General features: G+C 73.1%; 22 protein-coding genes, 1 tRNA gene and 1 pseudogene. 8 read left to right on the plus strand and 16 right to left on the minus strand.

The genetic code is table 11. The features are described 5' to 3' along the window. The first annotated feature begins 69 nt into the window (after positions 1–69). On the plus strand, positions 70–1,260 hold the full coding sequence (locus tag ER308_RS16480) for a citrate synthase (protein ID WP_131156007.1): 1,191 nt from the start codon (positions 70–72) through the stop codon (positions 1,258–1,260). Between the two features lie 22 nt (positions 1,261–1,282). Here the strand turns inward: ER308_RS16480 and ER308_RS16485 are convergent, their stop codons facing one another. Then, on the minus strand, positions 1,283–2,308 hold the full coding sequence (locus tag ER308_RS16485; RefSeq protein WP_131156008.1) for an LLM class F420-dependent oxidoreductase: 1,026 nt from the start codon (positions 2,306–2,308) through the stop codon (positions 1,283–1,285). Positions 2,309–2,674: 366 nt separating this feature from the next. Between ER308_RS16485 and ER308_RS16490 the strand changes: the two genes are divergently transcribed. The 4 genes and pseudogenes from ER308_RS16490 (at position 2,675) to ER308_RS16500 (ending at position 7,436) form a co-directional block, all read left to right on the plus strand. Then, entirely contained in the window at positions 2,675–3,418 is a 744-nt protein-coding gene (locus ER308_RS16490; protein WP_205745672.1) for a CDP-alcohol phosphatidyltransferase family protein, read from the plus strand. Positions 3,419–3,812: 394 nt separating this feature from the next. After that, a pseudogene (locus tag ER308_RS16495) lies at positions 3,813–5,042 on the plus strand (hydantoinase/oxoprolinase family protein); the annotation flags it as partial. A 122-nt stretch (positions 5,043–5,164) separates the two neighbouring features. Beyond that, the gene (locus tag ER308_RS22585) at positions 5,165–5,680 is read left to right on the plus strand and encodes a hydantoinase/oxoprolinase family protein (protein WP_240731833.1); all 516 of its coding nucleotides are present in this window, start codon (positions 5,165–5,167) and stop codon (positions 5,678–5,680) included. A 55-nt stretch (positions 5,681–5,735) separates the two neighbouring features. Continuing rightward, a complete protein-coding gene (locus ER308_RS16500) occupies positions 5,736–7,436 on the plus strand; it encodes a hydantoinase B/oxoprolinase family protein (protein WP_131156009.1) in 1,701 nt (566 codons plus the stop codon). A gap of 118 nt (positions 7,437–7,554) precedes the next feature. Here ER308_RS16500 and ER308_RS16505 read toward each other — a convergent pair whose 3' ends face one another. The 4 genes from ER308_RS16505 to ER308_RS16520 are packed head-to-tail and all read right to left on the minus strand — an operon-like array spanning position 7,555 to position 12,729. Beyond that, a complete protein-coding gene (locus ER308_RS16505; protein WP_131156010.1) occupies positions 7,555–9,030 on the minus strand; it encodes a phytoene desaturase family protein in 1,476 nt (491 codons plus the stop codon). Beyond that, positions 9,030–10,211, minus strand: coding sequence for a glycosyltransferase family 2 protein (locus ER308_RS16510; protein ID WP_131156011.1), 1,182 nt, complete (start codon positions 10,209–10,211; stop codon positions 9,030–9,032). Before ER308_RS16510 ends, ER308_RS16505 begins: the two co-directional genes overlap by 1 nt. A gap of 8 nt (positions 10,212–10,219) precedes the next feature. Continuing rightward, positions 10,220–11,110 (minus strand): carotenoid biosynthesis protein, encoded by an 891-nt coding sequence (locus tag ER308_RS16515; protein ID WP_205745675.1) that lies wholly within the window; start codon positions 11,108–11,110, stop codon positions 10,220–10,222. Next, positions 11,107–12,729 (minus strand): phytoene desaturase family protein, encoded by a 1,623-nt coding sequence (locus ER308_RS16520; protein WP_205745676.1) that lies wholly within the window; start codon positions 12,727–12,729, stop codon positions 11,107–11,109. The genes ER308_RS16515 and ER308_RS16520 overlap by 4 nt, the downstream gene beginning before the upstream one ends. Positions 12,730–12,808: 79 nt before the next feature. On the opposite strand from ER308_RS16520, the gene ER308_RS16525 reads away from it, so the two are divergent. Both ER308_RS16525 and ER308_RS16530 read left to right on the plus strand, forming a co-directional pair. Beyond that, positions 12,809–14,116 (plus strand): amidase, encoded by a 1,308-nt coding sequence (locus tag ER308_RS16525; protein ID WP_165492181.1) that lies wholly within the window; start codon positions 12,809–12,811, stop codon positions 14,114–14,116. A 159-nt stretch (positions 14,117–14,275) separates the two neighbouring features. Beyond that, positions 14,276–15,460: an acyl-CoA dehydrogenase family protein gene (locus tag ER308_RS16530; RefSeq protein WP_131156013.1), complete on the plus strand. Its 1,185-nt coding sequence runs from the start codon at positions 14,276–14,278 to the stop codon at positions 15,458–15,460. A gap of 118 nt (positions 15,461–15,578) precedes the next feature. On the opposite strand, the gene ER308_RS16535 is transcribed toward ER308_RS16530, so the two are convergent. The 8 genes from ER308_RS16535 to ER308_RS16570 form a co-directional block, all read right to left on the minus strand. Then, positions 15,579–16,289, minus strand: coding sequence for a monooxygenase (locus ER308_RS16535; RefSeq protein WP_131156014.1), 711 nt, complete (start codon positions 16,287–16,289; stop codon positions 15,579–15,581). Beyond that, a complete protein-coding gene (locus ER308_RS16540; RefSeq protein ID WP_165492182.1) occupies positions 16,286–17,263 on the minus strand; it encodes a PfkB family carbohydrate kinase in 978 nt (325 codons plus the stop codon). The genes ER308_RS16535 and ER308_RS16540 overlap by 4 nt, the downstream gene beginning before the upstream one ends. Before the next feature lie 212 nt (positions 17,264–17,475). Further along, the gene (locus tag ER308_RS16545) at positions 17,476–18,360 is read right to left on the minus strand and encodes a carbohydrate ABC transporter permease (RefSeq protein WP_131156016.1); all 885 of its coding nucleotides are present in this window, start codon (positions 18,358–18,360) and stop codon (positions 17,476–17,478) included. After that, positions 18,360–19,292: a carbohydrate ABC transporter permease gene (locus ER308_RS16550; protein WP_131156017.1), complete on the minus strand. Its 933-nt coding sequence runs from the start codon at positions 19,290–19,292 to the stop codon at positions 18,360–18,362. Before ER308_RS16550 ends, ER308_RS16545 begins: the two co-directional genes overlap by 1 nt. A 6-nt stretch (positions 19,293–19,298) precedes the next feature. After that, a complete protein-coding gene (locus tag ER308_RS16555) occupies positions 19,299–20,699 on the minus strand; it encodes an ABC transporter substrate-binding protein (protein WP_131156018.1) in 1,401 nt (466 codons plus the stop codon). Between the two features lie 397 nt (positions 20,700–21,096). Beyond that, the gene (locus ER308_RS16560) at positions 21,097–22,299 is read right to left on the minus strand and encodes an ABC transporter ATP-binding protein (protein ID WP_131156019.1); all 1,203 of its coding nucleotides are present in this window, start codon (positions 22,297–22,299) and stop codon (positions 21,097–21,099) included. A 79-nt stretch (positions 22,300–22,378) separates the two neighbouring features. After that, a complete protein-coding gene (locus tag ER308_RS16565) occupies positions 22,379–23,467 on the minus strand; it encodes a LacI family DNA-binding transcriptional regulator (RefSeq protein WP_205745677.1) in 1,089 nt (362 codons plus the stop codon). A gap of 181 nt (positions 23,468–23,648) precedes the next feature. Continuing rightward, positions 23,649–23,721 (minus strand) — tRNA-Arg (locus ER308_RS16570). Between the two features lie 91 nt (positions 23,722–23,812). Here ER308_RS16570 and ER308_RS16575 point away from each other — a divergent pair. Then, complete coding sequence (locus ER308_RS16575; RefSeq protein WP_131156020.1) at positions 23,813–24,703, plus strand: tyrosine-type recombinase/integrase; 891 nt, start codon at positions 23,813–23,815, stop codon at positions 24,701–24,703. A 35-nt stretch (positions 24,704–24,738) separates the two neighbouring features. On the opposite strand, the gene ER308_RS16580 is transcribed toward ER308_RS16575, so the two are convergent. Genes ER308_RS16580 through ER308_RS21775 form a run of 3 tightly spaced genes read right to left on the minus strand, consistent with a single transcriptional unit; the run spans position 24,739 to position 26,848 of the window. After that, positions 24,739–25,680, minus strand: a complete 942-nt coding sequence (locus ER308_RS16580; protein ID WP_131156021.1) for a restriction endonuclease — start codon at positions 25,678–25,680, stop codon at positions 24,739–24,741. Between the two features lie 47 nt (positions 25,681–25,727). Further along, a complete protein-coding gene (locus ER308_RS16585; protein ID WP_131156022.1) occupies positions 25,728–26,708 on the minus strand; it encodes a hypothetical protein in 981 nt (326 codons plus the stop codon). Next, positions 26,705–26,848: a hypothetical protein gene (locus tag ER308_RS21775; protein WP_165492183.1), complete on the minus strand. Its 144-nt coding sequence runs from the start codon at positions 26,846–26,848 to the stop codon at positions 26,705–26,707. Before ER308_RS21775 ends, ER308_RS16585 begins: the two co-directional genes overlap by 4 nt. Positions 26,849–26,877 lie beyond the last annotated feature (29 nt).

Here is a 26,877-nt window from a genome sequence, read left to right on the forward strand (position 1 = left end):
AGATTGATTCTACCGAGGGAGCGTCCGACACTGCGGTCGTCGATCGGTTCGCCGTCCTCGGAGGCCGCCATGTCCACCCCGACCCCATCTCGCCCCGATGCCGAGTCCGGCCTGGACGTCCCACCCGGCCTGGCCGGCGTGCGCGTCGTCGAGACCGCGATCGGCGAGGTGCGAGGCAGCGAGGGCCTCCTGTCCTACCGGGGCCTCGATGCCACCCGGCTGGCCCGCGAACGCACCTTCGAGGAGGTCGCGCACCTCCTCCTCACGGGGCACCTGCCCGGTGCAGCGGAGCACGCCGCGTTCGCGGCCGAGCTCACCTCGGCTCGCGAGTTGCCCGAGCCGGTCGCCGAGGCCTTGCCGGTGATCGCGCGTGCGTCCGCGGGGCGTCCGCTCGAGGGGGTGCGGTCGGCGCTGTCGATCGCCGCGCCGCTCCTCGGCGCGGCGCCATGGCAGGACCAGGACCCCGAGGCGCAGCGGGCCGTGGCCGCTCGGCTGATCGGCGTGACGCCGAGCCTGGTGGCCGGACTGCATCGTCTCGCGCGCGGACTCGCGCCGATCGCCGCCGATCCCGCGCGGGGTCTGGCCAACGACTACCTGCGGCAGCTGACGGGGCGGGACCCCGACGACACGGCGGCTGCCGCCCTGGAGCGCTACCTGTCGATCGTCGCCGAACACGGGCTGAACGCCTCGACCTTCGCCGCGCGGCTGGTCACCTCGACCGGCGCGGACCTTGGGGCGGCGGTGACCGCGGCGGCCGGTGCCCTGTCCGGACCGCTGCACGGCGGCGCACCGGGTCGTGCGCTCGAGTTCCTCGACGCGGCCCACGACATCGACGATGCGGAGCGGCGTGCCCGCGAGGCGGTCGCGCGCGGCGATCGGATCATGGGGTTCGGACACCGGGTGTACCGCACCGCCGACCCCCGGGCGCGGCTGCTGCGCGAGACCGCCGAGGAACTCGGCGGGCAGCGGGTGCGGTTCGCCCACGAGGTCGAGGAGCGCGTGGTCGCCACCCTCGCCGAGCTGAAGCCCGGACGCGAGTTGCACGCCAACGTCGAGCTGTACGCCGCGGTGGTGATGGAACGGGTGGGCGTCCCCGCGGAGCTGTTCACCCCGACGTTCACGATCGGGCGGATGGCGGGCTGGTGCGCCCACGCACTCGAACAAGCCGGAACCAACCGCCTCATCCGTCCGAGCGCGGCCTATGTCGGCCCGTCGCCGGGAGTCGCGGAGCACTCGGACGACCTGCACGCCCCGGCCTGAGCGCCGGCGGACGCGCGTCGGATCAACCGAGGGCGTCGCGGATCGGCTCGAGGATCTCGGGTTGCTGGGTGCCGAGGATGAGGGTGCCGACGCGGCTCTCCCGCCAGGCGGCGAGCCGGTCGACGATGCGGTCGAGCGGCCCGACCAGCGCGATCTCGTCGACGAGCTCGTCGGGCACCGCGGCCGCGGCCTCGGCCTTGTGGCCGGCGAGGTAGTGGTCCTGGATCCGTTGAGCGGCGGCCTCGTAGCCGTAGCGGACCATGAGGTCCTTGTAGAAGTTCTTGTCCCGCGAGCCCATGCCCCCGACGTAGAGCGCGAGCATCGGCTTGAGCCGGTCCCGGCAGGCCTGGACGTCGTCACCGGCGGCCGCGTACACCGTCGCGGCGATGTCGAGGTCGGCCGGGTCGCGTCCGGCCGCGGCGAGGCCCGCGTCGAGGTGCTCGGTCAGGATCGCCTCGCGCTCGGGTGAGTAGAAGATCGGCAACCAGCCGTCGGCGATCTCCGCGGCCAGCGCGGTGTTCCTGGGTCCCACGGCGGCGAGGTAGATCGGGATGGTCGGCCGCAGGGGGTGCAAGATCGACTTGAGCGGCTTGCCGAGCCCCGTGGCGTCGGCGCCCCGGTAGGGGATCTCGTAGTGCGTGCCCTCGTGGCTGAGCGGCTCCTCCCGGGCGATCGCCTTGCGCACGATCTCGACGTACTCGCGCGTGCGCCCGAGCGGTTTGCCGTAGGGGACCCCGTGCCAGCCCTCGACGACCTGCGGGCCGGACAGGCCGAGCCCCAGCAACAAGCGCCCGCCCGACAGGTGGTCGAGGGTCATGGCGGTCATCGCGGTGTTGGCGGGGGTTCGCGCGGGCATCTGCATGACCGCGCTGCCGACCTTGATCCGCTCGGTGCGTGCGGCGAGGTAGCTGAGCACGGTCACGACGTCGCTGCCGTACGCCTCGGCTGCCCAGACGCTGTCGAGCCCGACGCGGTCGGCGTGGGTGACCAGCGGTAAGACCTCGCCGATCGACGAGCCGGAGTAGCCGAGGTTGAGGCCGAGGTCCATGGCGACTCCTGTGAGGGTGCGGGGTCGCGCGGCATCCTACTGGTGCGGGTGACCGCGGTCAGGTTGCGCGGGGTGGGTCGCCGTCACACGGCCTGCAGGGGGTCATCGCGTGCGGGGGATGGCGTGCACAGGATCGACGAGGTCATCGGGGCGCAGGATCTCGCGCCGGATTGCCGGAGTCGCGGTGACCTCCGCTTGCACCAGGATGTTCACGTCGATCCGACGCGAGATCCTGCGCCCCGATGACCACCACATCCTGCTGCAACCGTCGGCACGCGCGGAGCGCACGGACTCAGCGGCTGCGGCCCGTGGGTCGTGACTCGTCGATGGGTCGTGACCCATCGATGACCGGTAGGGTCCGCCCAGATGGGTGCGCTGCTCGTGACTCTCGCGGTGGCCGGCACGGTCATGCACCTGGCGTTCACGTGGGGCCTCGCGCGACCCCCCGCGTCGCCGGTACCCGACCGCGCCGCCTACTTCGCGCGCTGGTCGGCCCTGCACGGTGGCTACGACCCGGCGGACAACGTGTGGGTGCGCGGCTGGCTGTCGGTCGCCTACGCGCTGGCGCGCCCGCTCGCGCGCCGTGGGGTGCACCCGGACCTGCTGACCGGGGCCACGGTGTGGCTCGCGCTCGTGGCGCTCGCGACGGCGGAGGCCGGGGGCCGCTGGCCCCTGCTGGGGGTGGTCGCGCTGGTCGCGAGCGGGCTGGGCGATGCGGTCGACGGGGCGGTCGCCACGCTCACCGAGCGCGCGACCCGCTGGGGGTACGTGCTCGACTCGCTGATCGACCGCGTCACGGACGTGCTGTTCGTGGCTGCGCTGTGGCGGCTGGGCGCTCCCCTGGAGCTCGCCGCCGCATCGGCGGTCATCGCGCTGCTGCTGGACTACCTGCGGGCGCGCGCGTCGAACGCTGGCGCGGGGGAGATCGGCACGATCACCGTCGGCGAGCGCGCGACCCGGGTGATTCTCGCGGCCCTCGGCCTGCTCGCGGCGGGCGTGGCCCCCGCCGCGGCGGCCTCGCTGGCTACTGCGAGCGTCGCCGTGTTGTCGGTGCTGCTGCTCGCCGGCCTGGTCCATTTGCTCGTGGCGGTCCATGGGCGCGTGCGATGAGCGGGTTCGCGCGGCGGGTGCGTTGAGCGGGTTCGCGCGGCGGGTGCGCTGAGCGGGCTCGCGCGGCGGGTGTGCGAGTGGCTCGCGCAGGGGCGCGCGGGTGCGCGAGGATGCGGCGCGTCGCCGGGCCCGGCCGACGTTGTGACCCAGCCGACGCGAGCGACTCGAACGACGCACGGCCCGCACGACAACGGCCCGCACGACACGGCCCACACGACACGGCCCACACGACACGGCCCACACGACACGGCCCACACGAACGCGCACGAGAGGGAGTGCACCGGTGCCCAGCACTGCCGCCGACCCGCCGCCGACGCGGGACCGCGAGGTCGCGGGGGTCGACGTCGGCGGCACGTTCACCGACGTCGTGCTGCTGGCCGACCGGCCCCGCGCCGTGAAGGTCCCCACGACGCCGCGCGATCAGGGCGAGGGCGTCGTCGTCGGTTTGCGGACCGCGGCCTCCCGGGGCTCCGAGGACGAGCTCGCGTCGGTCGCGCACGGGACGACCACCGCGACGAACGCGGTGCTCGAGCGCACCACGGCGCGCACCGTCCTCGTCACCACCGAAGGGTTCGCCGACGTGCTCGCGATCGCCCGGCAGGACCGGCCGTCCCTGTACGACTTGCGGGTGGTGCGCCCGGCGCACCTGGCGGAGCACGTCGTCACGGTGCGCGAGCGCACCGCGCCGGACGGCAGTGCCACGGAATCGCTCACCGACGCCGAGGTCGCGCGCGTCGCCGACGCGGCCGCCGCGCTGGATCCCGAGGCGGTCGCGGTCAGCCTGTTGTTCGCCTACGCCGGCCCCGAGCACGAGCGCCGACTCGCCGCTGCGCTGGCGGGCCGGCTCGACGTGCCGATCACCACCTCGAGCGCGCTGCTGCCGGAGTTCCGGGAGTACGAGCGGGCCTCGACCTGCGTTCTGAACGCCGCGGTCGCGCCGGTGATGCGCCGTTACCTGGGCGGCCTCACCGACCGCTTGCCCGGGGCCGCGATCACCGTGATGACCTCCGGAGGCGGGACCGCCGGGCTCGACTTCTGCGCCGACGCGCCGGTCCACACACTGCTCTCTGGGCCCGCAGCCGGGGTCGTGGCCGCGGGGGAGGTCGCGCGGGCCTCCGGCTTCGCCGAGGCGGTCGCGTTCGACATGGGGGGGACATCGACCGACGTCTGCCTCATCCGCGGGGGACGGCCCGAGATCGCGACGGAGGCAGCGATCGCCGGGCTGCCGTTCCGCACCCCGGCGGTCGCGATCCACACGGTCGGTGCCGGGGGTGGCTCGATCGCCTCCATCGACCGTGGCGGTGCGCTGCAGGTCGGTCCACGCTCGGCGGGTGCGCGGCCGGGTCCGGCCTGCTACGGCCACGGCGGCACCGAGCCGACCGTGACCGACGCGCACTCTGCCCTCGGTCACCTGGACCCGGAACGGGAACTGGGGGGTGGCCTCACGCTCGATCGTGACGCCGCCGAGGCCGCCCTCGCCACTCTGCCGGACGAGGCCGACGCCCACGGGGTGCTGGAGGTCGTGCGCGCGACCATGGTGCGCGCGCTGCGTCGCGTGTCGACCGAGCGCGGGGTCGACCCCGCGGGCCTCGTGCTCGTCGCCTACGGGGGTGCCGGGCCGCTGCATGCGAGCGCCCTCGCGCGGGAGCTGGGGTGCGCGGCGGTGGTGATCCCCCGGCGCCGGGGGTGCTGTCCGCGCTCGGCCTGCTGCTCGCGCCGCTGCGGTACGAGGCGCTGCGCACGGTCATGGCCGACGCGCACGCGGACCTCGACGCGGTCTGGGACGAGTTGGAGGCCGAGGGGCGGGCGGAGCTCGCCCGTCAGCGTCCCGGCGCTGCACCTACCGCCCGGCGTGTGGCCGACTGCCGGTATGCGGGGCAGTCGCACGAGCTGCGCCTCGAGCTCGAACGCGGGGACGATGTCGCTGCGCGGTTCCACGCCGCCCACGAGGCCCAGTACGGTTACGCGACGCCAGACGAGCCGGTCACGATCGTAACCGCTCGCGTGGTCGTCGAGGCGGCGCCAGCGCTCGACGAGCTCCCGGCGGGCTGGGACCAGGGCCCCGCACGGCCGGACCGCTCCCGCACCGTCGGGGTCGCCGGGCAGCAGGCGGAGGCCAGGGTGCTCGATCGCGCCGCGCTCCGAGCGGGCGACACGGTCAATGGGCCCGCGCTGATCGAGCAGCCCGACACGACGACATTGCTCGCGCCCGACGAGCACGCGACGGTCGATCGGGCCGGCAACCTGATCGTGCGCTGGTGACCGCCCACCGGGCGAGGCATCGATTCTGACCGCACCGACGGACGAGGCGACGGACATGACCGACGGACCGGGGATGGACGCCGTGGAGCTCGAGGTCGTCCGCCACGCCCTCGCGGGCGTCGCCGAGGAGATGGGGGCCGCGCTGCGCCGCGCGGCCTACTCGCCGAACATCAAGGAGCGCGTCGATTGCTCCGCCGCCGTGTTCGACCCCGACGGCCGCATGGTGGCGCAGGCCGAGCACATCCCGGTGCACCTCGGGTCGATGCCCGCCTCGGTGGCCGCGGCACTGGACGCGTTCGGCCCGCTGGCTCCCGGCGACCAGGTCGCGCTCAACGACCCGTACCGCGGCGGCACGCACCTGCCCGACCTCACCGTCGTGGCCGCCGTGGGAGACGACACCGACGCCGCGGGCGGGCACCTGCTCGGCTACGTCGCCAACCGCGCCCACCACGCGGATGTGGGCGGCGCCGCCCCCGGCTCCATGCCGGCCGATGCGGTCGACGTCGCGATGGAGGGGGTGCGCGTGCCGCCCGTGCGCATCGGGGACGCCGCCGGCATGCGCGACGACGTGCTCGAGCTCATCGCCGCGAACAGCCGCACCCCCGCCGAACGCCGCGGCGACCTGCGGGCCCAGCTCGCGGCGAATCACGTCGGGGCGCGGCGACTGCGGGAGCTCGCCGCCGCCCGGGGCTCGCGCGGCCTCGCGCGCGCGATGGCCGAGGTCCGCGCCTACTCCGACCGGCGCGTGCGTGCCGCGGTGCGGGAGATCCCCGACGGGACCTACACCTTCACCGACGTGCTCGAGGTCGACGCGCCACCGCTCACGCGCACCAGCGAGTCCCGGGCCGCCCCGGAGGGTGAGGCCGGCACCAGCGAGTCCCGGGCCGCCCCGGAGGGTGAGGCCGGCACCAGCGAGTCCGGGGAGGGTGAGGTCGGACCCGGAGAGGTGCCGATCCGCGTCGAGGTGACGGTCGCCGGCGATCGGGTCACCGCGGACTTCGCCGGCAGCGCGCTACAGGTCGCCGCGCCGATCAACGCCGTGCGGGCCGTCACCCTGTCGAGCGCCTACTTCGTGTTCCGCATGCTCACCGATCCCGACGCGCCGCCGAACGACGGCTGCTACGACGCGCTCGAGGTGCGCACGCCCGCCGGGTCGGTGGTCGACGCGGCCTTTCCCGCGCCGGTCGCCGCCGGCAACGTCGAGACGAGCCAGCGCATCGTCGACGTCCTGCTCGGCGCGTTCGCGCAGGCGGTTGCCGACGGGGTTCCCGCCGCGAGCCAGGGCACGATGAACAACCTCCTCCTCGGGGCCGCGAGTCCGGGGTTCAGCTACTACGAGACCCTCGGCGGGGGTGAGGGCGGGACCCCCTTCCGCGCGGGGATGCACGGGGTGCACACCGGGATGACGAACACCAAGAACACGCCGGCCGAGGCGATGGAGCTGGCCTACCCGCTGCGGGTCCGGTGCTACGAGCTGCGCCAGGGCTCGGGCGGGGTGGGTGCCCACCCGGGCGGCGAGGGTCTGGTCCGCGAGGTCGAGGTCACCACCGACGCGACGCTCACACTGCAGACCGAGCGCCGGGCCCGCGGTCCCTGGGGCCTTGCCGGCGGTGACGACGGGGCGCCGGGCCGCAACACGATCGTGCGCGCCGACGGCTCGGAGGAACAGCTGCCGGCCAAGGGCACCTGGACGCTGCACGCCGGCGACCGTGTGCGCGTCGAGACCCCCGGGGCGGGCGGCTGGGGACCCGCCTAGGGCGGGCGGCTGGGGATCCGCCTAGGGCGGGCGGCTGGGGACCCGCCTAGGGCGGGCGGCTGGGGATCCGCTTCGGGCGGGCGGTCCTGGCGCACCGGCCCGCCCGGCCGATGCGACGCTACGCGGGGCCGACGAGGTCGGCGACGATGCCCGAGGACAGCAGCACCAGGGGGAGGCCTCCCCCCGGGTGCGAGGACCCGCCGACGAGGAAGAGGCCGGGCACGGGGGAGCGGTTCGACGGCCGCAGGAACGCTGCGCGCGGTCCGTTCGAGCTCGTCCCGTAGATCGCGCCGCCGTCGGCGCGGGTGCGTCGTGCCAGCTCCAACGGCGACCGCGCCTCGCAGAAGACCAGGCGCGATCGGACGTCGAACCCGTGGGCGGCCAAACGGTCGAGGACGTGCTCCGCATAGCGGTCGACGCGCGCGGGCTCGGCCCAGTCGACCGCACCCTGGCGCGGCGCGTTGACGAGCACGAACCAGGCCTCGTGCCCCGCGGGAGCCACCGCCGGGTCGTCGGTGCGGACCACGTAGAGGGTCGGATCCCGGACCGGGCGCGGCCAGGGGCCGAAGATCGCGTCGAACTCCGCGTCGTAGTCGGCGGGGAACAGCACGTTGTGGTGCGCGAGGCCAGGGGTGGTACCTCGTACCCCGAGCAGCAGCGTGAAGCCGGACAGGGACGGCTCGACGCGCGCGAGCCGGGCACGCGTCCGACCGGTGACCCCGGCAGGTAGCAGGTCCCGGTAGAGGTGGGCGGCGTCGGTGTTCGCGACGACGACGTCGGCCGGGACCCGCTCCCCGTCGGCGAGCCGCACCCCTCGGGCGCGGCCGGTGTGGTCGACCTCGATCGCGGTGACGTCCGCGCCGGTGCGCACGATGGCCCCCGCCGCCTCGGCGCCGTCGCGCAGCGCCCCCGCGATGCGGCCCAGGCCCCCGCGGATGTACCAGGCCCCGAACGCCTGCTCGGCGTAGGGCACGGTCGCCAGGGTGGCGGGAGCCCGGCGCGGGTCGCTGCCCGAGTAGGTCGCGTAGCGGTCGAGGAGCATCACGAGCCGCGGATCGCCGAGCTCCTGCTGACCCAGCCGCCGTAGCGTGCGATGCGGCGCGATCGCGGGGAGGTCCCGCAGCTGACGGCCGAGGCGCAGCGCGGCACCCGGCCCGTCCAGGGGTCGTCGCAGCACGGGACCCTCGACCGCCTGCCAGATCCGCTCGCCGCGGGTCAGGATCCGTTGCCAGCGCGCGCTCGCGCCGGGGGTGAGGGCCTCCTCGAGCGCAGCGGCCGTGCGCAGGGGGTCGGCGCTGGTGTCCAGGACCGTGCCGTCCGGGTAGCGGTAGCGCGCGATCGGCTCCACGGGCTCGCGCTCCAGCACGTCGTCGAGTCCCGCCCCGGTGGCTCGCAGCGCCTCGTCCAGCAGGTGGGGCAACGTCAGCAGCGACGGGCCCGTGTCGAACCGGAAGCCCTCGCGCTCGGCGACCCCGAGCTTGCCCCCGACCTCGTGGTGCTGCTCGCAGACGGTCACGCGGTGGCCGGCGGCGGCCAGTCGGCCCGCGGCCGCGAGGCCCCCCACCCCCGCGCCCACCACGACCACGCGCGCCATCAGGCCGACCCCTCGTCGGCGACGACCGGCCGGTCGCGCCACGTGAGGGTGCCGGCCCGCCGACCCGCGAGCGAGCGCGCGACCAGCCACGCGAGCACGACGATCGACAGCGGGTGCGCGGCCGTGTCGACGACGTGGCCGCCGGTGCGCCGCGCGCTGACGCTCCGTCCCGCGACGCCGGCGAGGTAGCCCGCGAGGCCGCGCCACACGAGGTCGTAGCGTCCACGGCGCAACCCCCAGGCCGCGGCGGCCGGCGGCAGGACGAACAGCCACAGCAGCGCGCCGACCACCGCGCCCGCGGCGCCCGGTGACCCGAACGCCGCCCACAGGCTCTTCGTGTACCCGTCGCGCAGCTCCGCCCAGGAGCGGTACATCCGGCACCACGCGACCCGGGTCCCGTCGACGACACCGGCCCGCAGCCCGGCGCGCGTGTAGGCACGGCCGAGTTCGATGTCCTCGAGCACCGCGGCGCGCACCGCCGCGTGGCCGCCCGCCCGCTCGTACGCCGTGCGGGTGGTGGCGGCGAGCTGCCCGTTCGCGGCGACGAGGGACGGGCGAGGCCAGCGCTCGGCGGCCCGCAGGGGCAGGAAGGCCAGCCACGACCACTGCAGCAGCGGTTGCACGAGCCTCGGGCCGGGCCCGGTCGCGAGCTGTCGCGGGTAGGGGCAGACGAGGTCGAGCGGCGTGCTGTCCACCGCCGCGACGGTCGCCGCGAGCCCGTCGGGCGCCAACTCCACGTCCGCGTCGCAGAACACCAGCACCTCGCCGCGGGCAGCGGAGGCGAGCTGTGCGCACGCGTGGGGCTTGCCGAGCCAACCGGGCGGCAACGGGCGGCCCCGCAGCACTCGCAGCCGCCCGTCGGTGCCACCGGCCGCGCGTGCGGCCTCGGCGGTGCCGTCGGACGAGTCGTCGTCGAGCACGAGCAGTTCGAACGTGACCTCGCGGCTCGCGAGGATCGCGCGCACGCACGGGCCGAGGCGCTCGGCCTCGTCGCGCGCGGGGACCAGGACGCTCACCCGGGGGGCGGTCGGTGGGCCCGCCGGTGGCCGTTCCGGTGTCCCCGGGTCGGCGGGCGGGTCGGCAACGGGATCGCGCAGCAGCCGCGCGTTGATGGCGGTGTGCACCGCGACGGCGGCGGCGCCGGCCGCAGCGGCCCCCACCAGCGTTCGGGCAGGGCTCATCGCGCGGCTCACCTCCCGTGATCGGACCGTGGCGCCGCGGAGCGATGCTCGCGGGTGAGCGACACCGCCAGCGGTACCGCGACGACCCCCATCCCGATCCCCCCGATCATCGCCGAACCCGGGAGCCCGAAGAACACGCCGTGGGCCAGGAGCGAGGAGGCCCAGACCCACAGGTAGAGCGCGTACGGGACGCCGTCGGCGGGCGTGAGGACGTGGTCGGCGGGCGTGAGGACCTGGTCGGTGTGGGCGCCGTCCCGGGGGCGTCCCCGCTGCCCGAGCGCCCAGAGACCCGCCGTGATCAGCGCCGAGACGAGCAGCCATCCCGCGTAGTTCGACAGCGGGATCCCGAGCAGGGCCGGTGCGTCGCCGGTCCAGCGCCAGTGCCCCTCGGCGACCATCTGCGGGTCGAGGTACAGGTCCCAGGCGGTGAGCGCCCACGCGGCGAGCGGCACCCCGAGCGTCGGACGCTGGCCCACGAGTCGCCGTGCCACGCAGTAGGCCGGATACGCCATCATCGTCCACGCGAGCGGGATCACGAGCGGGACCCCTCCGACGCTCGGGCCCAGCCGCCCCGCGTACTCGTACGCCCCGAACGGGAACCCGGTCGCGACCCCCACGAGCTCGGCCATCAGCCCGATCCCGCCCGCGATCGCGACGAGCCCCACGGCGAAGCGCCCGCCGCGCCACGCCCACGCGTGGGTGACCGCAACGGCCGCGAACACCACGACGGTCACGACCGTCAGCGCATCGCGCGCCCCGCCGGCCGGGAGGAGCGGATAGGCGATCTGCAACAGCACCACCGCCGCGCCCAGCACGATCGGTGCGGCTCGCGCCCCGCGGGGTGGCAGTGCCCGCCGGCCCCGCTCGGCGCCCCGCGGCCCCGGGTACGTGCCGGTCACCGGGGTCCCCACCGCCGGGGATCCCACCGGCGCGGTCGCCGGTCGCGGAGCACCGCACGCGCCGCCGATCGGCCGCTCGCCCCGAACACGCCACCACCGGGGTGGGTGGAGGCGCCGGTCAGGTAGAGGCCGTCGACGGGACCGCGGTACTGCGCGAGCTGGGGCGCCGGGCGCCACGTGAACATCTGGTCGAGCCCCATCTCCAGGTGCATGACCTGCCCGCGCCACAGCCCGAGCTCCCGCTCGAGGTCGAGGGGCGTCTGTACGTGCATGGCCTCGACCTCCCCGGCGAAGCCCGGTGCGGCCCGGTCGACGGCGGCGACGAGCTTCTCGCCCTCCCGCTGTCCGATCGCGTCCCACGACTGGCCGCCGGCGAGCTCGTAGGGGTGCCACTGGCCCCACACGCTCACGTTGTGCCGGCCGGGGGGCGCGAGCGTGTCGTCGAAGGCGCTGAACGTCATCGCGAGCGCTGGGGGGTCGGTGGGCGGGTGCCCGGACGTGAACTCCCCGTACGCGCGGCGCAGGGACGCGCGGTCCGGGGCGAGCAGCTGCAGCGCCCGGTGCTCGCCCCCATCGCCCGGCCCGCCCGGGTAGCGGGGGAGGTCGCGCGTGGCGAGCCGCACGATCATCCCGATCCCGTTGCCGACCCGCATCCCCCTGGTGAGGCGTTCCTGCTCGGCGGCGGGTACGGCGTCGCCGAGCAGGTCGAGCGTGGTGAGCACGTGACAGCCCGCGAGCACCGCGCGGGTGGGTATCCGATCGTCCGTCCCGGTGCGTACGGCGTCGGCGCGGCCGCCACGCACCTCGATCGCCGTGGCGCCGTCGCCGAGGCGGACCGTTCCGCCGAGACGGCGCAGGCGCTCGGCGAGTGCGACGGATAACATGCCCGATCCCCCGCGCGGGTGGCCCGGGGGCCGGCGGTGCAGAAGTGCGCTCCAGCCGATCAGATCCGCCGTCCCGACCTCGTGGGTCGGCGGCCCCGACTGCGCGCCCATCCACGCGAGCGCGGTCTTCAGCCGCTCGTCGACGAACGTCGAGTCGAGCAGGTGATCGCCGGGGGCGAGGAACTGCCGGGAGAGGTCGAGCCCCCCGAGGCCGGTCGACCGGCCGATCCCCCACAGGTGGCGGCCGAGGTGCCGGGCGGTCGGCGGCTCCTGGAAGGCGGCGAACACGCGCTCGTTGCGGTCGCCCCAGTCCTCGACGAACGCGCGGTACGCCTCGGCGTCGCGGTCGCCGCACATCCGGGCGATGTTGTCGCACGTGCGGCCGAGGTCGCCCCAGAACGTCAGGGCGTCGTCGCCGAACGGCGCGAACCCCCACGGGTCGAGGTCCTGGTACTCGAGTCCGCACTCGTCGAGTCGCAGGTCGGTGTCGATCCCGGTGTGGCGCACCATGATGTGCGCGCTCGAGCCCACGTCCATGTGGTAGCCGGGGAAGCGCTCGACGGTGGAGACCGCCCCTCCGACGACGTCGCGGGACTCGATCACCTCGACGTCGAGGCCGTCGCGGGCGAGGTAGCACGCGGCGACGAGCGCGTTGTGGCCGGCGCCGACGACCACGACGTCACGCACGACGGCGCGCGTCCCGACGCGGCCGGCCGTTCGGGCGAAGAACCTCACGATCGCGGTTCATGGCTCACCAGTCTAGATCGCGGCCCGGATCGACCCGGGGGCGGGAGCGGGGCTAGGCTGCCCCATGGTGAGTGCCCGAGCCCGTGCCGCGCGTGCCCGCTGCGCCGAGGACGACCTCGGCGCGGTCGTCGCGGTGGTCGAGGACCGTGACGGGGGGCCCGGGCCGTTGGCGGACACCCCGGTGGGGGTCAAGGACCTGTTCGCCGTGGCCGGCCATCCCCGCTACTGCGGCCTGCCCCCGGACCGGGCCGGTCGGCTGGTGGACACCGAGCCCCAGCCCGAGGACGCGGAGGCGGTCGCGCGGCTCGCTCGCGCCGGGGCGCCGATCGTCGCGCGGGTGGCCTCGCACGCCCTCGCGTTCGGCGTCATCGGGCACGGTGTCACCAATCTCGCCGCGCCCGGCCGCATCACCGGCGGTTCCTCGTCCGGCTCGGCCGCCGCGCTGGCCGCCGGCCTGGTCGACATCGCCCTCGGGACCGACACCGGGGGCAGTGTGCGGATCCCCGCCGCCTGCTGTGGCGTGGTCGGGGTGAAGACGACGCGCGGGCTCGTGCCGCTGACCGGTGTGCAGGATCTCGCCTGGAGCCTCGACACGGTCGGCCCGCTCGCGCGCGACGTCCCGACGGCGGCAGCGGCGCTGGCCGTGTTGGCCGGGCGCGACGGGAACCGTGTCGCCGGTCACCTGTGGGACGGCAGTTCCGGCGATCCGGCGAGCGAGCCCACGCTGCCCGCACCACCGGCCGAGCCACCCGCCGCCGATCCCGAATCGCTCGTGGTGGGGGTGCCGACGGCCACGCGCCGCGAGCGCCTGGACCCGGAGGTCCGCGAGATCTGGGAGGCGCGGCTCGCCGCCTTCGGTGCCGCGGGAGCGTCCCTCGTGCCGGTGGATCTGCCGGCGCTCGAGGAGGCGCACGCGGCGAACGGGCGGGTCCTCTGCGCGGAGGCCGCGGCGGTGCACGCGAACGGGGACTGGTCCGCCGCTCCCGAGGACGTCCGTCCTCGGCTGGAGCTCGGGCACGACCTCGCCGCCACCTCGGTGGCCCGCGCCCACCGGGTCGGTCAGCGGCTGCGCGCCGAACTGCGTGCCGCGGCCGAGCGCGTGGACGTCCTGTGCACGCCGACGCTGCCGTGTCGCGTGCCGGAGGTGGGCCAGGCCACCGTCGAGATCGACGGGGTCGCCGAGGACACCACCCCGACGCTGACGCGGCTCACGAACCCGTGGAACCTCGCGGGTGCGCCTGCGGCGTCGGTGCCCGCCGGCACGGACGCCGACGGCGTGCCGGTCGGCCTCCAGCTGATCGCGCCCCCCGGCGGCGAGCAGTCCCTGCTGCGCGGGATGGTCGCGGCCGCCGCCCTGTCGCTCGACCATCGGTGACGCGCACGGTTCGGATGAGCTCGCGGATGCCCTCGGACGCGGGATACTGTCCGTACCCTCTCGCTGTCGCCGCAGCGGGTCCGGCAGGCGAGCGCCCGTGCCGGTGACGACGGACCGACGCGCCGAAGCCCAGCGGCGCTACGTGCGAAGGAGCCAGCCATGGCCCGTGAACCCGACCCGTACGACCTGCTCGGCCTCGACTCGTTGCTGGACGAGACCGAGCGCATGATGCGCGACAGCGTGCGCCGCTTTGTCGCCGACCGCGTGCTGCCCGACATCGGTCGCTGGTTCGAGGAGGCGCACTTCCCGGTCGAGCTCGCCAAGGAGCTCGGCTCGCTCGGGCTGCTCGGCATGCACCTCGAGGGCTACGGGTGTGCGGGGACGTCCGCGACCGCGTATGGCCTCGCCTGCCAGGAGCTCGAGGCCGGCGACTCGTCGGTGCGCAGCTTCGCGTCGGTGCAGGGTTCGCTCGTGATGTACGCCATCCACCGCTACGGCACCGAGGAGCAGAAGCAGGCATGGTTGCCGGCCATGGCCGCGGGCGAGGCCATCGGCTGCTTCGGCCTCACCGAGGCGGACGCGGGGAGCGATCCGGCGGGGATGCGGACCACCGCGCGCCGCGACGGCGACGACTGGGTCCTCGACGGGTCGAAGATGTGGATCACCAACGGCGGGATCGCCGACGTCGCGGTGGTCTGGGCCCAAACCGACGAGATCGGGGATCCCACGGGGATCCGCGGGTTCCTGGTCCCGACCGACGCCTCCGGGTTCACCGCGAACCCGATCCACCAGAAGCTGAGCCTGCGCGCGTCGGTCACGAGCGAGCTCGTCCTCGACGGTGTGCGGGTCCCCGCGGGCGCTCAGCTGCCGGCAGCCGAAGGGCTCGCAGGCCCGTTGCGCTGCCTCAACGAGGCGCGCCTGGGGATCGTGTTCGGCGCCGCAGGGGCGGCACGCGCCTGCTACGAGAGCGCGCTCGAGTACGCGACGACGCGCGAGCAGTTCGGCCGCCAGATCGGCGGGTTCCAGCTGCAGCAGGGCAAGCTCGTCGACATGCTGCAGCGCGTCCAGCGTTCGCAGTTGGTCGCCCTGCACCTGGGTCGTCGCAAGGACGAGGGCACGCTGCGGCCCGAGCAGGTGAGCTTCGGCAAGCTGCACAACGTCAACGACGCGCTCGAGGTGGCGCGCACGGCCCGGCAGGTGCTCGGCGGCAACGGGATCACCCTCGAGTACCCGGTCATGCGCCACGCGAACAACCTGGAGTCGCTGGTCACCTACGAGGGCACCGCGGACGTGCACACGCTCGTGCTCGGCCGCGCGGTGACCGGGCTCAACGCGTTCGCCTGAGCGGCCCGGCCCGCCCGCCGAGCTGCCCGACCGTCCCGCATCCGGGGCTCTCAGCTGCGGTGGTCGCCGGCGAACTCGTGGGAGCGGTGGGCAAGCGAGCGTCACGGCCGGCGCTTCGTCAGCCGGACGCAGGGGCGTCGTCGAGGGGGTCGCGCCCGAACGCGGTGCCCGCGGTCGTCCGCACCCGGAAGCGGGCGAAGAGCTCCTCGCGGTACCAGCCGATGCGGGGGGTCTCGGCGACCACCGAGGCGTGCGCGGGCTCCTGGTAGGCGAAGCGGCGCAGGGCGGTGTCCGACGTCCAGAGGCTGAACGTCCCCTGCAGACCGACCGGGGCCTCGCCGATTCCGACGGCGAGCCGCAGGCCGGGTTCGGCGTGCAGCGCGGCGGTCACCGGCGGGACCGCGCGCCAGAAGACGCGCATGCGCCTCGGCGCGAGGCGTGCCCGGGTGATCGCGGCCACCGGCCCCTCCACCCTCCGCGGGGCCGGGGCGCCGAACGGCTCGTGACCCGACCACCGGCCGCGCGCCGCAACGGGCTCGAGCTCGGCTCGCCACGCCTCGTCGGCGAGACGGCGCCAACCCGCCGCGACGGGGGAGTGCTCACGGAACGCGCGGGCCGGGGCCTCGTCGGCCCACACGGTCAGCAGCGCCCAGGTCCGCGGGTCGGCGTCACGGACGTCGAACGTCCGCCCGTCGCCGGTGCCGAGCAGCTTCCAGAACAGGAGCCCCGGGGTGCGGCGCAGTCGCGTCCGATCGCGGGCCATCCGGGCGAGCGCGGCGGCCACTCGCGCGCTCGGGACGCGGAACAGCTCGAAGACCGTGAGGCTCACCGCGACGGGGGCGGGAAGCCCGCCCGCCCGTGCTCGGTGAGGAGGCTGTCGACCGCGGCTCGACCGGGGAGGCTCGGCTCGGCGCCGCGGACCGTCGCCGCGTAGGCGCCAGCGCCGCAGGCCAGGTGGGCGGCCTCCTCGTAGCCGGCACCCTCCGCGAGAGCGATGGCCAACGCCGCGTTGAAGCTCGCGGTGGCGGCGGTGGTGTCGACCGTCGCGACGTCGGGTCCGTGGACGAAGCCCGCGGTCTCCTCTCCGTCGGTCGGTGCGGCCCACGCAGCGTCGTAGGCCCCGACCGTGACGACGGCACCCCGCTCCGGCGTGGCCAGGGCCCGCGCGAGCTCCTCCGGCGAGGCGCTCGTCGGGTCTTGGAGGGCGGGCAGTCCCCCGTCGGCGCCCAGACGCTCGAGAAGCGTGATGGCCTCGGGCTGGTTCGGCGCGACGATCGTCGCGTTGCTCACCAGGTCGTGGTCGATGCCGTCGACCGGGGTGGGCCGCAGGAGCACCGTGCCCCCGCGGCCGTGGATCACCCGGGCCGCGTAGAGCGATGTCGCGGCGCTCACCTCGCCCTGGAGCAGCAGCACGTCGCAGTCGGGGAGCTCGGCACAGTGGGCGGGAGCGAGGTAGCGGTTGGCGCCCGGGTACTGGACGAACCCCGCCCGCCCGTCGGGAGTGATCAGCGGCACGGCGACCCCGGTCGACGTGCCGCGCATCTGCACCACCCGGCCCGCATCGATGCCCTCGCGTTCGAGGGCCTGCAGGAAGCCGTCCCCGTACCCGTCCGATCCGACGGCGCCGATCATCGTGACCTCCGCACCCAATCGGGCGAGGGCGACGGCCTGGTTGTAGCCGCGACCTCCCCGGAACGCGCCGAACTCGTCCGCCACGACGAGGTCGCCTGCTTCGGGGCGGTGGGCCACCCGGAAGGCCAGGTCCATGACGAGCGATCCGACGACCAAGGCGTGCACGGCCATCTGGGGGCGTCCTTTTCCGTTCCGACGGCGTTGTCTGCGCTCGTGCTCGGGCAGGGTCGGGGGAGGGCCCCTGGCGGTCCCGAGGCGCATCGGGGGGCGGATCCATCGAGGAGCGATCCGCCCCCCAGTCTCGCCCAGCGGGCGCGTCCACGCGAACCGCCGACGCCCTTGGGCGTCGGCGGCGGTGCGCCTCGGATCGCCCGCCCGGCGGGTCAGCCCTTCACGCTGCCGGACGTCAGGCCGGCCACGATGCGCCGCTGGAAAATCAGCGCCGCGATGATCAACGGGATCGACACCATCGTGCAGGCCGCGGCGATCTCCCCGATCGGGTCCGCGAAGCCTTCGCGGCTCAGGGTGGCGATCGCCACGGTCGCCGGCGTGCGCGCGGGGTTCTGCGACACGAGCGAGAGCGCGATGAGGTACTCGTTCACCGCGTAGACGAACACGAGGATGGCCGCGGCGAACACCCCGGGAGCCGCCAGCGGCACGATCACCTTGCGGAACGCCTGCCACGGCGTGGCCCCGTCGACCTTCGCGGCCTCCTCCATCTCGCCGGGGATCGACGCGAAGAAGGTCGTCAGGATGAAGATCGACAGCGGCAGGGTGAGCGAGACGTACGGGATGATCATCGCCTGGTAGGTGCCCAGCCACCCCAGCGTGTTGAAGATCAGGGTGAGCGGCGGCACCAGCGACACCGGCGGGAACACCGTCGCGATGAGCGTCCCGGACAGGATGACGAGCTTGTAGGCGATCGGTAGCCGGGCGATCGCGTAGGCCGCGAGCGAGGCGAGCGCGATCGCCACCACGGTGGTGGTCGCGGCGACGAAGATCGAGTTGCCGAGGTTCCACATGAACCCCTCGTCGAACACCCGCTCGTACGAGCCGGTCGAGAAGGGGCCGGCGAACATGTTCGTGTCCCGTCCCGCTTGGGAGCCCCGAAAGCTCGTCGACACCATCCAGACGAAGGGGAAGGTGCACCAGACGAAGAGGACGACCAGCCCGGCGACCTTGCCGAGGTTCGTGAACGCCGCCTTGCGGTCGCGGCCGCCGAGGTTGGTGTAGGTGGGCTGGGGCGCGGTTTCGGTGGTGGCCGCCATCACTGATCCTCCCCCAGGATGTCGCGCCGACGCCACATGATGAACACCAGCCCGAGCCCCATGATGATCACGAACGTCAGCGCGCTGAGCGCGTTCGCCTCATCCGCGGCCGGGGCCGTGAAGATCCGCCGCTGTGTGAGCACCGAGAGGGTCTCGACGCGCCCCTCGGTCATGATGTCCGAGAGGTCGAACATCCGCAGGGCGTCGACCGACCGGAACAGCAGCGCCACGACGATCGCCGGCTTGAGCAGCGGGAGGGTGACCTTGCGGAACCGCTGGGCCCAGGTCGCCCCGTCGACCCGAGCCGCCTCGTAGAGGTCGCCCGGGATCGTCTGCAGGCCCGCCAGCAGCAGCAGCCCCACGAACGGCGCGGTCTTCCAGACGTCGGCGAGCACGACGGCCCAGAACATGCTCTGCCCGCCGCCGAGCCAGTCGAAGTTCCCCAGCACCAACCACTGGTTGATGTAGCCCGGGTTGATCTGGAACAGGTACAGCCAGATCTGCCCGGCGATCGCGGTCGGGATCACCCAGGGCAGCAGGATGGTCGCGCGGACGATGCCCCGGCCCTTGATCGCCGCGTTCATGAGGAGCGCGAACGCGAGGCCCAGGACGAACTCCATCGCGACCGAGACGGCCGTGAAGGAGAGCGTCGTCCAGACCGCGCCCCAGAACCGCCCGTCGGTCAGCAGGTCCACGTACGCGTCGATCCCGGCGAACTCGCCCCGGTCGACGATCGTGGGATGAGTGAACAGGCTCTCGAACAGTGCATACAGAATCGGCCCCAAGCCGAGGAGGAGCATGAGGCCGATGGCGGGTGCGAGGAAGACCTTCGCGAGCTGCCGTTCGCTCAGGCCCTCCTGCTGCGGGGCGTCCGGCGAGGCGGCAGGCCCCGCGTCGGGACCTGCCGCACCGCTCGTCGACGTGGCGGCCATCGTGGGCTACCCGTCCTCGTCATTCTCGTCGTCGCCCTCGTCGTCCTCGTCGCCCTCCTCGCCCTCGTCGTCGGGGTCGTCGGCCTCCTCGGCCTCCTCCTCGATGTCGATCTCTTCGACGAGGGCTTCTTCGGCGGCTTGGTCGACGGCTTGGAGGGCGTCGGTGGGGTCGGCGCCGGCGTCGGTGTAGACCGGGTGCAGGTTGTCCTGCGCCGCCAGCGAGAACGAGTTGTAGCCGGGCACCGGTGGGCGGGCGCGGGCGTCTTCTTGGATCTCGTTGAGTAGCCCGTAGAGCTCGTCGTCGGCGCGTTCCTCGTAGATCGAGGCCATGGTGGGTGGTGGCTGCATGTCGGCGAGGATGTTCTGCGCCTCGTCGCTGGTGGCCAGCCAGAGCACGAACTCGATGGCTTGGTCCTGGTTGTCCGACAGCGCTGAGACGGCGTTGTTCAGCCCGCCCAGCGTGCTCATGGTGCCCTCACCGTCGAAGGTGGGCAGGGGCGCGATGTCGAAGTCGTCCTCGACCTCGCTGGGGTCGTCTTCTTCCTGGCCTTCCAGCAGCGGCACCGCGTAGGGCCAGTTGCGCATGAAGATCGCGTCGCCGGCCTGGAACAGGTTGCGGGCGTCGTCCTCGACCGCGGTGTTGAACCCGGGCGCGAGGACCTCCTCGTCGAAGGCGTCCTGCAGCCAGGTGATGGCGGTCTCGGCCGCGTCGCCCTCCAGGAACGCCGAGGCGTCCTGGCCCTCGGTGAACACCTCGCCGCCCGCGCCCCAGAACAACTCGAGGTAGTTGACCACAAAGCCCTCGTAGCTGTCGCCCTGGGCCGCGTAGCCGCCGATGTCCTCCTCTTCCTGGATCTGTTGCACCATGTCGAACAGCTCGTCCCACGTCTCGGGCGGCTCGTCGACCAGGTCGGTGCGGTAGTACAGGAACCCGAAGTTGGTCGAGTAGGGGATCGCCCACAACTCGCCCTGCCACTCCGAGGACTCGATCGCGCCGGGGATGGACACGTCCTCGATCTCGTCGCGGTACTCCTCCAAGGGCACGATCAGGTCGTTGTCGGCGAACTCGCCGGTCCAGATCACGTCCAGGCCCAGCACGTCGAAGCGGCCCTCCTCGGTGACCTGGTCCTGGAACATCTGCGCCCGCTGATCGTCCGCCTCGGCAGGCAGCAACTCCAACTGCACCTGGTTGTCGGGGTTCTCCTCGTTCCACAGGTCCGCGATCTCCTCGTGCGTCGCCGCGTCCGCGCCGGTCACCGCCCACGTGAACTGCGGATCATCGGCCTCGACGTCGGCCTCCTCGGTGTCGTCGGGGTCCTCCCCGGGCGGGTCGCCGCATGCCGCGGCGAGCAACGCCAAGGCGCCCACGAGCCCCACGAGGCGGATGATCGTCCTCTTTCGCCCCATCGTTCCCTCGCTCTCATCCGGCCGGGCCGCGCAGCGGGCCCGGCGACCGTCGTCCCCTCGCCGTCGGTTACAGCCGCGTGCTCGTCGCGTTCCGGAGCGTCCGCACGTCGCGGGCGGATCACGCCGCTGTAATCGCTTGCAGCCAACCACAGCGGTCGTAGTCCCGTCAACGGCCAAACCGATACGGGGGTCGACTTGTCAGAAGTGTCCAATGCCGACCCGGACGGCCGTCAGGGCTAAAGCGGTTTCGTCGAGGCCTCGGGCGTCACGCGTCCCCCACCGCGACGCCCGGATCGCCGGTTGCCCCGATGGCCCTGCGGGCTCGGACACCTGCCTCGGTGCCGGTGCCGCAGGACCGTCGCGGGGCCGTGACCCCGCGACGGTCGTCGTCGATGCGCTAGTCGCGCACCTCACGCAGGGCGTGCCCCGAGTCGTAGTCGAAGAAGTGCATCTGGTCGGCCCGGAAGCCCAGCTCGACGGTGTCGCCCGGCTTGGGCGGATTGCTCGGGTCGAAGCGGCCGGTGAAGTCCTGGCCCTCGGAAGCGGTGCGCTCGAGCTCGGCGAACGCGTCCTCGTCATCGAGCGCCGACTTGATGTCCTCGCTGATCACGGGACGCGAGTCGGTCTTGAAGTGCATGAGCATCTCGCTGCCCAGTGCCTCGACGAGCCGGACCTCGGCGCGGAACCGCATGTCCTCCGACAGCTCGTCGACCTCGCGGATGAAGTGCTCGGGCCGCATGCCCACCGCGAGGCGGTGACCGAAGTACTCGGAGAGGCGCGGGTAGCGCTCGAACGCGGCGTCGGGCAGACGGATGTTGAACGACCCGACCTGCACGTGCGGGCCGTCGTCGCCTCGCTCGAGGTGGCCCTCGGCGATGTTCATCGACGGGGAGCCGATGAACCCGGCCACGAACAGGTTGCGCGGGTTGTCGTAGAGCTGCTGCGGTGCGTCCACTTGCTGGAGCTCACCGAGCTTGAGGACCGCGACCCGGTCGCCCATCGTCATGGCTTCGACCTGGTCGTGGGTGACGTAGAGCGTCGTGACGCCGAGCCGCTGCTGCAGCTGCGCGATCTCGGCGCGCATCTGCACGCGCAGCTTCGCGTCGAGGTTCGACAGCGGCTCGTCCATGAGGAAGGCCATCGGGTTGCGGACGATCGCGCGCCCCATCGCGACCCGCTGGCGCTGCCCACCGGAGAGGGCCTTCGGCTTGCGGTGCAGGAACTCGGTGAGGCCGAGGATGTCCGCGGCTTCGTTCACGCGCCGCTCGATCTCGTCCTTGGGGATCTTGGCGAGCTTCAGCGCGAACCCCATGTTCTCGGCGACGGACATGTGCGGGTAGAGCGCGTAGCTCTGGAACACCATCGCGATGTCGCGCTCCTTCGGCGTGAGGTGGTTGACCACCTGGTCGCCGATGAGCATCTTGCCCTCGCTGATGTCCTCGAGCCCGGCGACCATCCGCAGCGCGGTGGACTTCCCGCAGCCCGACGGGCCAACGAGGATCACGAACTCGCCGTCGTCGATGTTGAGGTTCAGCTCCTTGACGGCCTCCGTGCCGTCCGGGAACCGCTTCCAGATGCCGTCGAAGGTGACGGTGGCCATGTGCTCGCTCCCTGTCGTTGGCTCTTGGCTGTGCGCTGCCGGGATCGTGTGGTTGCCGGACCACATTGTGGACCACAGATCATGGAAGGCCGCGCGGTGGACCCGCAAGGGGTCGGGCACGGCGCGGGCGGTGGGGGCCGTCGCGTCGCGCCGGATGGCGAGGCGCCGTGGTGTCGCGGACGATGAGTTTGGTGGGCGCCTCCACGTGCGTCGGCTCGGCGTCGGGTCGGTCCGCGCGCTCCAGCAGGAGCTCCGCGGCCAGCTCGCCGTGTTGCACGACGGGCTGCGCGATCGTGGTGAGGCCGACGAACTCCGCCATGTCGTGGTCGTCGAACCCCAGGATCGAGATGTCCTCGGGCACTCGGAGTCCGGCGTCGTGGATCGTCTTGAGTGCCCCGATCGCCATCTCGTCGGATTGCGCGAACACCGCCGTCGGGGGGCGGTCGACCGCCACCAGCTGCGCCATGGCCTCGGCGCCCCCTTCGAGCGAGAAGTTGCCGGGGACGTCGAGCTCGGGGCGGAGCTCGAGATCGTGCTCGGCGAGTACGTCCTGGTACCCGCGGCGCCGGTCGACCGGGGCGTGGAAGTGCCTCGGGTCGTCGGGCAGGTTCGAGATCATGCCGATCCGCTCGTGACCGAGGTTCACCAGGTGGCGGGTCGCGGTGCACGCGGCGCCGTAGTTGTCGATCGTGATCGAGGGCGCCTGCTCGGTGCGCAGGCCGATGGTGACGATGGGCACGCCGGCCTCGCACAGGGTCGCCATCTCCGCCTCGGAGACGGGCAGGTCCACGAGCACGATCCCGTCCACGCGCTTGCGGAAGGGCAACTCGGTGAGGAAGCGCCTCCGGCTCTCGTGACTGCCGATGTTGTACAGCAGTGTCTCGTAGCCTCCCGCGGCCAGGACGCCCTCGGCCCCGGCGACGCACTGGCTGAAGAACCACTGCGTGAACAGCGGGACGACCATCCCCACCGAGCGGGTCCGGCCCGCGGCCAGCCGGGACGCGTTCGGGTCGGCGACGTAGTCGAGGTCCCGCGCCGCGTCGAGGACCCGGTCACGGGTGGAGGGCGCGACGTTCGGCAGTCCCCGCAGGGCGCGGCTCACCGTGGCGACCGAAACGCCCGCCTGGGTGGCGACGTCGCTGATGCTGGCCGTCATGAGAGCGCTCACGCTCCGAGCGTCCGGCTGGCTCTGATGGATCCGGCTGGGACCGCGGCTCGAGCCGCCATGGATGAAAGGGGTTTCAGCAACAGTGTTGTAACGGACGAGGAGTGCGCCTTGCAAGCTCTCCGCGTCCGGGTTACGGGGCGCGGGTCCGCGGTATCGGGGCTGCGCCGCGGTGGTGGATCGGTGCCCCCGGCAGGATTCGAACCTGCGACACCCGGTTTAGGAAACCGGTGCTCTATCCCCTGAGCTACGGGGGCGTCGGATTACGCGCCGTTGAGCGGCTTCCGTCCCTGGAACAGTCCGCAGAGAGCTAGCACAACGCTCACTGAGCGGATAACCTAGGCTCAGATGAGTGCCCGCGCAAGCGCCCTGACCAGCCTCCTCTCCTCGTGGGAGCTGTCGCTGCGAGCCGCGAACCGCTCCGAGCGGACCATCGAGGCCTACCGCCTCGCGGTGCGCCAACTCGCCGAGTACCTCGACGACCCCGACGCCACCGAGGTGGGGCGGGCCGACATCGAGGCCTTCCTCGCTCACGTGCTCTCCAACCGTTCGCCAGCGACGGCACGCCAACGGTACCTGAGTCTCGGCGTGTTCTTCCGCTGGCTGGTGGAGGAGGAGGAGATCGACGCCAGCCCCATGGCCAAGGTCAAGGCCCCGCACGTGCCCGAGCAGCCCGTCCCAGTGGTCAGCGATGACCACTTCGCGGCCTTGCTGAAGGCCTGCCAGGGCAAGCAGTTCCCCGAACGTCGGGACACCGCGATCCTGCGCCTCTTCTACGACACGGGCTCACGTCTCGGGGAAGTCGCGGGCCTTGAACTCGACCATCTCGACCTCACCGACCGCGTGGTCCACGTCCTCGGCAAAGGCAAACGCGGGCGGAGCACCCCCTTCGGGATCAAGACCGCCCAGGCCCTGGATCGCTACCTCCGCGCACGCGCGCGGCACAAGGCCGCCGACACGCCGTGGCTGTGGCTGGGGGACCGAGGTCCGATGACCCCGTCGGGGATCTCGCAGATGCTCAAGCGGCGGTGCGCCGAGGCAGGCATCGAACCCCTGAACCCGCATCGGTTTCGCCACACCTTCGCCCACCAGTGGCTGGCCAACGGCGGACAGGAGCAGGACCTCATGCGCCTCGCGGGCTGGCGTTCCCCGCAGATGCTCTCCCGCTACGGCGCGTCCGCTGCCGACGAACGGGCGCGGGACGCCTACCGCAACCGCAGCCCCGGCGACAAGTTCTAACCCCGAGCGGAGAGGGCAAGTCCGGAGCCCTCGGACTATTCGAGGTCGAGGAAGAAGTCCTCGTCGATGCGTTTGACGGGGTAGGTGTGGCGGGTGCTGACCCCGACGTGGTGCTCGATCATGAGTTGGGCGAGGTGCTGGCCGTCCACCAGCACGATGTGGTTGCCGATGTCGGCGGCGTAGCGGCGCGCTTCGTCGCTGAAGCGCGCGGTGGTGAGGAACACGCCCTTGCTCGCGCGGCGGCCTTGGAGCGCGCCGACGAAGGCTTGGACGTCGGGGCGGCCCACGGCGTGGTGGGGTTGCCAGCGTTTGGCTTGGATGTAGATGGCGTCCAGGCCGAGGCGGTCTTCGCGGATGACGCCGTCGATGCCGCCGTCGGCCACGCGTCCCAGGCGTTCCCCGGCTTCGGTGCGCGAGCCCCCGTAGCCCATGGCCAGCAGCAGGTCCACCACGATCTGCTCGAACTGCTCCGGGGCGACTTGGGTGAGCCGCTCACGCAGGTCGTCGGCGAGGGTGGCTTGCAGCTCGGCCCAGGCGGCTTGCAGCGCTTCTTCGGGCGTCGCGGTCTCGCTCGGTGTCGAGGGGGCGTGCTCAGGTCCGGACGGCGCGGGTGGGGTGTCGGTGCCCTTGCTCGTACTGCCGACGAACTCGCCGAACTCGGGGAACTGGAGCAGCACACTGCGGTCGATGCGCTCGTGGTTGTCGCCGAGAACTTGCTGGCCCCGCTCGGTGAGTCGGGTCACCCCACGGCCGGTGCGCTCGAGACAGCCCGCCTTGACGAGGTAGGTCACCGCCCAGTTGACCCGACTGTCGAAGTAGCGGAGCTGACCGCTAGGCAACATGAGGTGGCGTTGCTCGTCGGAGAGGTCGAAGCGCTCGGCCAGGCGGTTGCGTAGTTCTGCGCGCCGCACCTCGTCGTGATGGGTGTGCTCGTCGAGGACCGGGCGCATCAGCGTCTGAAAGTCGGGCAGGTCCACCAGTTCGCTCCCGTCTCGGGTGCGCCGGGGATCCTAACCGGTGCGGCTCACGCCCCCACCGGGATGGCCCCGAGGGTGCGGGCGAGGCGGGGCATACGCCGAAGTCCCCAGACCCGTTCGATCCGTTGCTCTCGTGGTGATCGCGGAGTCGTCTCGTCCTGCTGCTGCTGCTGGTGGTGGTGGAGTTGTTGATCGACGTGGGCGGTGCGATCGGTGGGCACGAGCAGTTGGTAGCCGGGGCCGACGCGTTTCTTGATCGCGACCGCGTCGTCGCGCAAGGCGCGTTGGGGGGCGGGGGCGGTGGCGTCAATCCACAGCTCGCCGCGTACGGGGTCGAGGCGCAGCGCGGACATCGCGACGAACCCCACCAGGCCCATCCTCAAGTGGCGGACTTCGCGGTCAGCGAGGACGGGACCGCGACGCGGCCGGGTCAGCCAGCGGCGTTCCATATGCCCCAAGAGCCCTTCGTGAACGGCGCGGCTTGCCCAGGTGACTTCGGTGCGCAGCAGCCCGGACACGTCAGCGAGCGACAACTCGCGCGCGTCGGCGCTGAGCGCGGCATGGCCCTCGCACAACGCGACGACCTGGAGCAACCCGCGCGGGAGTCGGGTGTCGGCGGCGAACAGGCCGGCGGGCGGGGCGGGCAGGTCCTCGTCGAGGGGGCACAGCGGACACCAGGCCAGCACGGCCGCGCCGAGCACGCGCTGCTCAGCAGCCCGGATGCCGTCGGGTCCGGCCAGTTCCACGCCGCCGAACTCGGCATCCAGCAGTGCCATGCCCGCAAGTGCGGAGACCGAGGGTCGCAGTAGATCGAGGAGCTGGGTGGGCGTGTCGGTGGCGTAGAACCCACACGAGCACTCGGGGTCGGGCACCGCGTGGCGGCCCCGGAGGGTGCACACCGCGTGCTGCTCGGCGCGGTAAGGCGTGGTCTGGCCCCACGGCACGAACAGGCCCTCGCCGACCTTGAGGTCAACTGCGAGGCTGGCGAACTTGACCCCCGCGCGCGGGGTGGCAAGCTCGGCGCTCACCGTGCCTCCACAGCGGGCTGTGACGCCTCCCCATCGGCGGTGTCGCGCGGGTGTTCCGGAAGCGGTTCAAGCGCGGGCGGGTCGATGGTGGTGAGCACGCTCCTGCGGATGGTCTGCTGCTGTGGGGTGCCGATGTCCATACAAATACCTTTCCAGTTGGGTGAGCGCT

This window comes from Egibacter rhizosphaerae, from assembly GCF_004322855.1.
Taxonomy (GTDB): Bacteria; Actinomycetota; Nitriliruptoria; order Euzebyales; family Egibacteraceae; genus Egibacter; species Egibacter rhizosphaerae.